12 protein-coding genes are annotated in these 9,766 nt (G+C 58.5%); 2 read left to right on the forward strand and 10 right to left on the reverse strand.

All coding sequences use genetic code 11. From position 1 onward, the window contains the following. The first annotated feature begins 22 nt into the window (after positions 1-22). Both I2G40_RS08635 and I2G40_RS08640 read left to right on the forward strand, forming a co-directional pair. Positions 23-646 (forward strand): DUF47 domain-containing protein, encoded by a 624-nt coding sequence (locus tag I2G40_RS08635; protein ID WP_195544809.1) that lies wholly within the window; start codon positions 23-25, stop codon positions 644-646. A gap of 280 nt (positions 647-926) precedes the next feature. Beyond that, complete coding sequence (locus I2G40_RS08640; RefSeq protein ID WP_195544810.1) at positions 927-1,457, forward strand: nitroreductase family protein; 531 nt, start codon at positions 927-929, stop codon at positions 1,455-1,457. Positions 1,458-1,622: 165 nt separating this feature from the next. Here I2G40_RS08640 and I2G40_RS08645 read toward each other — a convergent pair whose 3' ends face one another. The 10 genes from I2G40_RS08645 to I2G40_RS08690 all read right to left on the reverse strand — a co-directional run bounded on the left by I2G40_RS08645 (position 1,623) and on the right by I2G40_RS08690 (position 9,538). Continuing rightward, positions 1,623-2,297, reverse strand: a complete 675-nt coding sequence (locus I2G40_RS08645; RefSeq protein WP_006234242.1) for a DivIVA domain-containing protein — start codon at positions 2,295-2,297, stop codon at positions 1,623-1,625. A gap of 61 nt (positions 2,298-2,358) precedes the next feature. Next, positions 2,359-2,646, reverse strand: coding sequence for a YggT family protein (locus I2G40_RS08650; protein ID WP_040358293.1), 288 nt, complete (start codon positions 2,644-2,646; stop codon positions 2,359-2,361). A 15-nt stretch (positions 2,647-2,661) separates the two neighbouring features. Then, entirely contained in the window at positions 2,662-3,384 is a 723-nt protein-coding gene (locus tag I2G40_RS08655) for a cell division protein SepF (protein ID WP_006234245.1), read from the reverse strand. Positions 3,385-3,444: 60 nt separating this feature from the next. Further along, complete coding sequence (locus I2G40_RS08660) at positions 3,445-4,182, reverse strand: YggS family pyridoxal phosphate-dependent enzyme (RefSeq protein WP_117746754.1); 738 nt, start codon at positions 4,180-4,182, stop codon at positions 3,445-3,447. A gap of 119 nt (positions 4,183-4,301) precedes the next feature. Then, on the reverse strand, positions 4,302-5,159 hold the full coding sequence (locus I2G40_RS08665; protein WP_195544811.1) for a phosphate signaling complex PhoU family protein: 858 nt from the start codon (positions 5,157-5,159) through the stop codon (positions 4,302-4,304). 92 nt (positions 5,160-5,251) lie between these two features. Beyond that, positions 5,252-6,055: a phosphate ABC transporter ATP-binding protein PstB gene (pstB, locus tag I2G40_RS08670; protein WP_195544812.1), complete on the reverse strand. Its 804-nt coding sequence runs from the start codon at positions 6,053-6,055 to the stop codon at positions 5,252-5,254. Between the two features lie 12 nt (positions 6,056-6,067). Continuing rightward, positions 6,068-6,973, reverse strand: a complete 906-nt coding sequence (pstA, locus tag I2G40_RS08675; RefSeq protein WP_006234250.1) for a phosphate ABC transporter permease PstA — start codon at positions 6,971-6,973, stop codon at positions 6,068-6,070. A 3-nt stretch (positions 6,974-6,976) separates the two neighbouring features. Then, entirely contained in the window at positions 6,977-7,903 is a 927-nt protein-coding gene (gene pstC, locus I2G40_RS08680) for a phosphate ABC transporter permease subunit PstC (RefSeq protein WP_117820381.1), read from the reverse strand. 1 nt (position 7,904) lies between these two features. Beyond that, positions 7,905-8,741, reverse strand: a complete 837-nt coding sequence (locus tag I2G40_RS08685; protein WP_055251678.1) for a phosphate ABC transporter substrate-binding protein — start codon at positions 8,739-8,741, stop codon at positions 7,905-7,907. Then, entirely contained in the window at positions 8,738-9,538 is an 801-nt protein-coding gene (locus I2G40_RS08690) for a polyphenol oxidase family protein (protein ID WP_195544813.1), read from the reverse strand. Before I2G40_RS08690 ends, I2G40_RS08685 begins: the two co-directional genes overlap by 4 nt. Between the last annotated feature and the right edge of the window lie 228 nt (positions 9,539-9,766).

Consider the following 9,766-nt stretch of genomic DNA (forward strand, 5'->3'; position numbering starts at 1 on the left):
TTCGCCTCGAAAGGACCCACCCATGGCAAAAAAACCCGATTCGTTCTACTTTGACAACTACGTCGCCTGCGCCGACCTTGCTGTCCAGGCCGCAGAGTTGCTCATCAAGATTTTTGAGAACTTTGATCCCGCGCAGATCCACGACATGCTCGAGGAGATGCATGCGATTGAGCATGCGGCCGACAAGAAGCACCATGAGCTCGAGGATGCCTTGCTCACTGCCTTTATCACCCCGCTTGAGCGCGAGGATCTGGACCTGATGAGCTGCTCGCTCGACACTGTGCTTGACCGTATCGAGGGCGTCGTGCAGCGCGTCTACTTCACCAACATCCAGAGCATTCACCCCGATGCCATCGTCATCGCTCACAAGGTGACTGACGCCTGCCGCGCCATGAAAGACCTGATGGTCGAGCTTCCCAACTACCGCAAGTCCAAAACGCTGCGCGAGCTGGTCATCCAGATCAACACCATCGAGTCCGAGGCCGACGAGCTCTACATCAACGCCATGCGCAACCTGCACGTTAACGGCAAGGATCCGCTCGAGGTCATCGCTTGGCGTGACGTCTACGCCTTCCTGGAGTACTGCGCCGACTGCTGCGAGACTGTGGCCGATGTCGTGGATTCGATTGTCATGAAGAACAGTTAATTGGGGGTACGTGTCCCGGCGGCGAAGGGCCGGCCACGGTTTGCTTTCTCACTCCGGCTGCTTTGCAGAGTCGTTCGAAAGCAAACCGTGGCCGGCCCTTCGCCTTACGTACCACCATTGGGAACTTTGGCTGATACTTTGAAAGCAATGAGGCTTTTGTTGACAGGGCCTTTGAGCCCGATTGGGAACTTTGGGACCGCCTTAAACGTTTGGCTGGATCGGGCTTTGGGTACCCTTTGTTTTGCTTTGGGTTGATACACTGAATTTGGAGGGCTTGGTTGTGAGTTATTTGGATCTGGCTCGGGGTCGGTATTCTTGTCGTGAGTTTGAAGATCGGGCTGTGGAGCAGGCTGTAGTGGATGCCATTGTTGAGGCTGGGCGTATTGCTCCTTCTGCTTGCAATAATCATCCTTCTCGTGTGATGGTGTTGGATACACCTGAGCTTCTGGAGAAAGCTGCTGCTTGTCAGCCTCGGTTTGCTCGTGATGGGTCTATCTTTGGGGCTCCGCTTGTCTTCCTTATTTGCAGCGTTACCGATGACGCTTGGGTGCGCCCGTATGACCAGATGAATTCCAATGAAATCGATACGTCCATCGTGTGCGATCAGATGATGATGGAGGCCACCGAGCAGGGCCTGGGAACGTGCTGGGTATGCCATTTTAAGCCTGAGGTGGCACAGGAGCAGTTCAATCTGCCCAAAGGCGTTTATCCCTATCACATGCTCGTCTGTGGCTATCCTGCCGACCACATCGCCGATCCCGAGCATCGCGAGGCCCGTACCATTCCCCTCTCCGACTTCCTCCTCAAGTAGGTTTTGGGACATGCCTTAAAACCTACCCTTGACCGCTCACCCGTTCGCCGAGTTCTGCGCCATTATGTGCAGGGCTCGGTTTTTTATGTTACGCACTCCGCACAGTCATAAAAAAGGACCCGCAAGCTGCGGGTCCTTTCTAGGCACTAAATTGTAGGCCGAATGTTAGTCCAGGTCGTCGGCAGCAAAGTTGTCGATCGGGGCGAAGGGATCGGCCACGGGGACAACCGGGTCAGCGACGGGCAGCGGCTCGGCGGGAACAGTCACTGCAGGAGAAGCGGCAGAACCGACCGGCGTGGAGGCCATCAGATCGGCCGGGAAGGAATTCTGGGCATCGTCCATGAAGTGCTGGATGAGCTTGAGATACTCTGCCTTGAACTCCTCACGGGAAGCCTTGAGACGATCGATCTCCTCGAGCTCGGCCTGCTTCTCGGTCAGAGCCTGGCGGATAACCTCGCGGGCCTTGGCGTCAGCCTCGTTGCGGATACGCTCAGCGTTCTCGTTAGCATCGTTGACGATAGTCTCAGCGGTCTGCTGGGCAGCGATCAGGGCAGCGGAAATCTGGCGCTCCTGAGCGGAGAAGTCAGGGGCGGGAGCAGCCACGGGGGCGGCAGGAACGGCCTGGGCGGTGGCATCCTGAGCTTGGGCAAGCTGAGCCTGCGCATCGGCAAGCTGCTGCTCGGTAGCAGTCAGACGACCCTTAAGGTCGACGATCTTAGCGAGCATAGCGTCAACCTCGGAGGACAGCGTCTCCAAGAAGACGTCGACCTCAGCAGGATCGTAGCCACGCTTGGCCTCAGAGAAAGTCTGAGCCTGGATGTCTGCAGGGGTAATAGCCATAACAAGTCTCCTTTTTCATCGCCTCGGCGCTACACGCCCGACGTAAGTTACTAAGTCAGTTCTACACGAGTATACCTATAAGAAGCTGCAGAACCAGCCTCTGCACCAACTGCAACGCAATAATCGCAACGACCGGCGAAAAATCGATACCGCCCATCGGCGGGATGAAACGACGGAACAGGTTGAGCCACGGACCGCACACGCTATCAAGCACCGCGGCAATATCCTGAAGCAAACCACCCTGCTTCATGGGAATCCACGTCATAAAGCAGTAGACGACAATGAGCGTGGAATAGAAGTTGAACAGCGTGTTGACCAGCTGGACGATAGTGTAGATGTTGATGGGAATCTCCTCGTCTTGTCTTTACTTAAGGTAGCCGTCGGCACGAAGCTTCTTGAGATCGGAATCTTTGACCTCACAACCGGCGGGCAGCACCATGAACACGCGGTCGCCCACCTCCTTGACCGTGGCACCCAGACCGCAGGCAAAGCCGTAAGAGAAGTCCAAGACGCGCTTGGCAACTTCGGTGCGTACGCCCACAAAAATCAGTGCGACAGGCTGCTTGGTGCGAACGCGGCGCACCACGGTCTCCACGTCGTCATAGCTCTCGGGGCGCAGGACATAGGCCGGCAGCTGCGGCGTGGCGTTGATGATATTGCTCGCATAGGCCGAGGCATCGCTCGGTGCAGGCGCGGGTGCAGCGGCGGCACGGGCGCGGGTATTCTCGGCGTAGCTCGACGGCGTGTCATAGGCACCAGGACGATAACCGCTCGCAACACTGTCCTGCGAGCGCGAAGGCGGGTTATACGTCGTGGCATGGCGGGAGTCATCGCCGACCAGCTGACCGGAGCGCGTATACACGGCAACCGACTCAGCTTCACCGCGGCGCGTCTGGCCAAGCAGGCCGTTGCTCGGCTCGTCTTGGGTGTAGAAGCCCTCGCCCGAAGCACCACTGTAGCCGTTGTTCTGATAGCCATCGTCGTAGCCGTCATCGTAGCCGTAGTCGTCGTCCTGGCCATAACCCTGGTCGTAACCCTGCTGGCCGCCCAGGTGCATCTTATTTTTAATCTCGTCAAGGAAGCCCATGGTTGTGTCCTCTCGCGGTTTAGTGCAGGCGCCCCGATAATCAGTGCGCACTTCAGAGCCTTATTTTACTGCAAACTCCGGGCTAAATACTACCCTGCCCAGGCGAACGAGCGTAGAGCCCTCCTCAAGGGCAGACTCAAAGTCCTCGCTCATACCGCAGGAAAGCTCAGGCAGGTTCAAATCGGGATGCGCCGCCTCCAGCTCATCCCTCAGCTCACGAAGCCCCGCAAAGGTGCGGCGTGCCACATCCTTATTCCCCCGGGGCGCCATAGTCATAAGCCCCTGTACGCAAATTCCCTCAAGTTCTGCAAGCTCACCCGCGGCGGCGCGAATCTCATCGGGTGAAAAGCCTCCCTTCGACTCCTCACCACTCACATTGACCTCAATGAGCACACGCTGGGGGCCGACGAGCTCGCCTGCCTCAATCTTGCGAACAGCACGGCTCGAGATCGCCTGCGCCAGATGCAGCGAACCCACCGAGTGAATCAGCTCGGCTGAGCCCAGCACCGCATTGATCTTATTGGTCTGCAGGTTGCCGATCATATCGAAGCGCACCTCGGGCAGCTCCGGATGCTCCGCCAGACCCGTGAGCTTGCGAACCAGCTCCTGCGGGCGGTTCTCGGCAAAATGGCGATACCCCGCCTGGATGGCGGCAACGGTCTCATCGACACCAACGGTCTTGGACACGGCAATGAGGCTCGCGGCGTCGTGGGGACGGCCCGCGCGATCGAGCGCCGCATAAAAACGTTCCAGAATCTGCTCGCGGCGAGCGCGCATCAAGTCCAAATAGTTATCCATTGCCAATCGCCTCCGCTGACAGCCAAACAAGTAGTCCCATGCTAACGCAAGAGCGCGGCCCCGCATGTGCAAGGCCGCGCTCACTTAGGTATTTACAATCTTTCGACGAACGGGGTTACTTACTCCTCGTCGTCCTCGCCATCGTCCTCATCCTCAAGATGATCGAGCAGGTAGCGAAGACCCTCGCTGACCTCGTTAACGGGCACCTTGGCAACGTAGCGTGCATCGACGGCGGGCCTCATGATAACACCCTCGCCCGAAGGCACGCGCATGCTCTCGAGCTCATCCTCATCAGTGCAGGCGATATCACCGGCAGTCATACGCTGTCCGGTCAACAGGAAGGTCAGACGGCAGGCGGCATCGATGGAAATCGAGGCGATGCGATCGAGATAGCGCGATACCATGATGGCGCGGCGCAGGTCGTCATAGTTGCTGTCGTCGTCCATAAAATCGCCCGTGTCCATGCGGTTAAAGGTGCGGAAGAACTTCTCGTAGGCGGCGTGCACTGGCTCGTCCTCGACGGCCAAGTTGCAGATGATGGACATGTCGTTGGTGACGAGCGCAAAAAGCGAAGAGCCCAGCACCTGGTAGACGGCCTCAGCCTCGGCCTCGACCGTGCCGACAAGCTCCTTGGGCAGCGAGATGTCGGCCTTGATCATATGACGCGTGGCGCGGCAAATCTGGCGAACCTTATCGGTCATGCGCTGCAGGTTAAAGTCGACGTAGATGATCGTCTGCAGCAAGCGGAAGTCGGAGGCGACCGGTGACTGCGTGGCAATCAGGTTGTAGCAGACGGCCTCCAGGTTGGCGCAGCGTGCGTCAATCGAAAGCGTGCGCTTCTTGGTCTTGGTGGCGAGCTTGCGGTCGTCGGTCACATAGGCCTTCACGGCATCGTGGAGGGCCAGATCGACGGCCTCGTAGATGCTCAGCATCTCGTGACGGGCCTCGATGAGCTGACGGGAAAACAGTTTGCGCATGGTTCACTCCAATCAGTTGGGTGCGGTCATGCCGCCCGCACAGTGAATACGCACCGGACCAGATCCGATCGGCTTGGGACTAGTCGCACCGATCAGCCAAAGCGGCCGGTGATATAGTCTTCCGTCCGCGAGTCCACCGGGCTGGTGAAGATCGCGTCGGTTTGACCATACTCGATGAGCGTAGCGGGCTCGCCGGCAACTTCCTGCAAGAAGAATGCGGTGTAGTCGCTAATGCGAGCTGCCTGCTGCATTGAATGCGTGACGATGATGATCGTCATCTCGGGCGCCAGCTCGGCCATCAGATCCTCGACCTTAGAGACGGACGTGGGGTCGATGGCGGAGCAGGGCTCGTCCATCAGAAGGACATCGGGTTGCACCGCAAGCACGCGCGCGATGCACAGACGCTGCTGCTGACCGCCCGAGAGCGCCAAACCATCCTTGTTGAGCTGATTGGATACCTCTTTCCAGAGGTTGGCGCGCTTGAGCGATTCTTCCACGATGTCATCGAGGTCACTTTTGCTAGTCACGCCCTGCAGACGAGGGCCAAAGGCGACATTCTCGTAGATGGATTTGGGAAACGGATTGGGCTGCTGAAAGATCATGCCCACGCGGCGACGGAGGTCGACCGGGTCGACACCCTCGGCATAGATATCGTTGCCGTCGAGCGTCATGGTGCCCTCGACGCGCGCACCCTCGATCAGGTCATTCATGCGGTTGATGCAGCGCAAAAACGTCGACTTGCCGCAGCCCGAAGGGCCAATGAAGGAGGTGATGGCGTTTTTGGCGATGTTGAGGTCAAGCCCCGTCAGCGCATGAAAGTCACCGTACCAAAAGTTGAAATCCTTGGCCGTAATGGCCGCTTGCTCCAACGCGGGAGCGGACTGATAAACGGACATGGGACTCCTTAACTAGCGACGCTTACGCGACAGGAAGCGCGCAAACAGGTTGAAGGCCAAAATGATCACCATCAGCAAGAGCGCAGTGCCGTAGGCTGCGTTCATGTTGATGCCGTCGTTGGCAAGCAGGTACAGGTGAACGGTCATGGGACGACCGGAATCGAGCGGCGAAATAGGTAGATTGATGGCCTGGCCCATGGTGTAGAGCACCACGGCGGTCTCGCCGATGGCACGGCCGATGGCAAGGACGATGCCCGTGGCAATACGGCCAAAGGCAGAAGGAAGCACGATCTTGGAGACAACCTGCCACTTGGTGGCACCCAGGCCGTACGCGCCCCAACGGATATAGCGCGGAACGGCGCGAATGGCCTCTTCGGTGGTGCGCATGACGATGGGAAGCATCAAGAGCGCGAGTGCCAGGGCGGCCGAGACCATCGAAAGGCCCAGACCCATAGCCTCGACAAACAAGGCGTAGCCAAACAGGCCCATAACGATGGAGGGCACCGAGGCCAAAGCGTCAGCAGCGTAGCGAATGAGCTCGACGACCTTGCCCTGCTTGGCGTACTCGGCCAGATAGACGGCTGCCAGCACAGCGATCGGCGTGCAGATAAGCATGGCGAGTGCCGTCACATAGACGGTCGAGACGATTGTGGGCCAAATTCCGCCCTCGGCGTTGACGCCCTGGGGCCAACCGAAGATAAAGTCGAGCGAGATATGCGGCAGGCCGTTAATGACCACGTAGGCGATGATAGCGACCAGCACCAGCGTGGTGATGTATGCCGCGGCACGGAACACGCCAAGCATGATCTTGTTGGACAGGTCCTTGTTGATGCGGCCCTTCTTGCCGTGGGAAAGGGCACGCTTGATGCGCTCGCGCGACGAGGTCGTATCGACCGTCGTGTCAACGGAATCGGACATAGCCTACCCCCTCTTCTTCTTGGAAATCAGACGGACGATGCCCACCAGCGTGGCGGAGATGATAAACAGGACCACGCCCATGCCGAACAGCGCCGAGCGGTGCAGACCCGAGGAATAGCTCATGTCGAGTGCGATCTGGCTCGTGAGCGTCGAGATAGGGCTCGCAATGCTGTCGGGAATAACCGGGGCATTACCCACGACCATGAGCACGGCCATGGTCTCTCCGATGGCACGGCCCATACCCAGCACGATGGCATCCACGATACCCAGCTTAGCGGCAGGTAGCACGACCTTATAGATGGTCTGCCACTTGGTGGCGCCCATGGCATACGATGCCTCGCGAATGCCCATGGGAATGGAATTGAGGGCATCGATGGTGAGTGTGGTGATGGTAGGAACGATCATGATGGCAAGCACGAACCACGCCGTCAGCGCACCAAAACCAAGACCACCGGTCAGTTGCGCGATAAACGGACGGATGATGATCATTCCAAAGAAGCCATAGATGATAGAAGGGATGCCGGCCAACAGGTCAACGGCAGGGCTGATAAGCTTGCGCACGCGCTTGCCGGCGATCTCGACCAGGTACACGGCCGTGCCCACACCTAGCGGCACGCCCATGGCGAGCGCACCGACGGTCACCAGACCCGAGCCGGCAAGCAGCGACATGATGCCGTAGTGGCCCTCAGAGGGCGCCCACGTAAAGCTAAAGAAGTCCGCCAGACCGATGTCGGTAAAGACGGGCAGCGCCGAGTACGTGGTAAAGACAAAAATCAGGATGACGGTAACGACCGCCAAGAACGCGCAGGCAAAGAAGATCCACTGCAGCGCCTTCTCCTTGATATAGGTACTGCGCGATACGAGCGCCAGCTCGCGCTTCTTGGGTGCCTGAGCATTCTGCTCAGTCTGGGAGTTTTCCTGTGCTTCCATGCTACTCACTCCCCTTCTCGTCGTTGGTGACGGGAATAAAGCCCGCCTCGCGAATCTGCTTGTCCATCTTTTCGGACGTCACGTAGTCGATGTAATCCTGCGCCTGCTGCGAAGGAGCACCCTTCACAAAGAAGTAAAGGTCGCGCGAGATGGGATAGCCGCCGCTCGCGACCGTCTTCTCGGACGCCTCAACATGATTGACCGAGACGGCCTTGACCGAGGTCTTGGCGTTGAGGCTATCGACGAAGCCCAGCGAAATGTAGCCAATGGCACCGCGCGAACGAGATACCACGTCGCGCACCTGGCCCGTGCCCGAAAGAACGGCCGAGCGGCGATCGAACGGCGTGCCGTCCATCACGATGGTACGGAAGGCCTCACGCGTGCCGGACGCCTCATCTCGGTTGATAACCTGAATCCTCAGGTCCTCGCCACCGACTTCTTTCCAGTTGGTGATCTTGCCGGCGTAAATATCACGGAGCTGCTCGGTCGAGAGGTTATCGACCGGGTTATCGTCGTTCACGATGACCGCGATACCGTCGTGGGCAATGACGATGGGAGTCAGGCCCAGATCCTGTTCGTCGGCATTGAGTCCACGGGAGGAGCTGGCGATATCGGCCGTGCCGGCGCTGACGGCCTCGATGCCAGCAGAAGAACCCAAACCGGAAACGAGCACGTCGATGCCGGTCTCCTCCTTAAAGCCCTCGGCCGCAATCTCGGCGATAGGAAGGCAGGTCGTGGAGCCAGCGACGGTAATGGAAGAGGTAGAAGATCCCGAAGAACAGGCGCACAGCGTAAGCGTAAGCACAGCGGCGCTCAGGACCGATACGATCTTTCTCATAGCATCACGCCGATCGCAGCATGGCGCCCACAGGTGCCGCCCTCGTTACGGTAGGAATAAAAGCGGTCGTTCTGACGCACGGTCGAAAGCTGGGTATCCACGATATTATCCGCGTCGACACCGACATCTACCAGCGCCTCGCGAATGGCAGCGGAAAGATCGAGCATGCGAGAGGTACTCGCATCGATGCAAGAGAACTCGGCGGCAAAGCGATCCATGAGTTCCTGGGATACCTCATATTCGTCACCCAAGATATGGGGGCCGATATAGGCGGAAACGTCGCTCGCATCGCAACCGGCAGCATCGCAAAGCGCCTGGCACGCCTTGGCGGAAATACGTGCAATCGTGCCCTTCCAACCGGAGTGCGCCACGGCAAATCCGCCGGGGGCCACCAGCACCACGGGAACGCAGTCGGCAAAGCAGAGCAGCACGGGCACGTTATGCGCCGTGCAGACGATGGCATCACAGCCCTCGGCAATCTGCTCGCGAACGTCCTCAAGGTCATCGGCGCCGTTCGAGGTCACCGCAACGATATGATCACCATGGACCTGATTGGGAACGAGCAGGTTGTGCTCGCACTCGGCGGCACCCATAGCCTCGAGCGCACGACGACGATTTTCTTGAACAGCAAAGGGGTCATCGCCAACATGCGAGCCCAAGTTGAGTGAGGAGTACGCATCTTCGGAAACGCCACCGGCACGCTCGGTGAAGGCAAAGCGAACATCGGATGTCGCGCCCTCCACCAACGTAACTCCATCATGGTCGACACGCGAAACTTTGTCCGAACGTGCTGCCATACTAAAGCCTCCTAATAACACAAGTACCGCGGCATCGCCGCTACAGCCCGCGTTTATACGGCTGTCATACTTCTCTAAAAGGATACCTGCTGCGCTGGAGGCAATCGTAAAGGGAACGTAAAGAGATTGGAGGTTCTAGTTTACAAAGTCGAATCAGAACCACCCTTAAAAAGGGTGGTTTGCTCTTAGGGTATAACCCACGGGCCCCGGGCTCGCGTCTAAAGGCGC

It is taken from the genome of Collinsella aerofaciens (assembly GCF_015558785.1).
In the GTDB taxonomy this organism is placed as follows: Bacteria; Actinomycetota; Coriobacteriia; order Coriobacteriales; family Coriobacteriaceae; genus Collinsella; species Collinsella aerofaciens_P.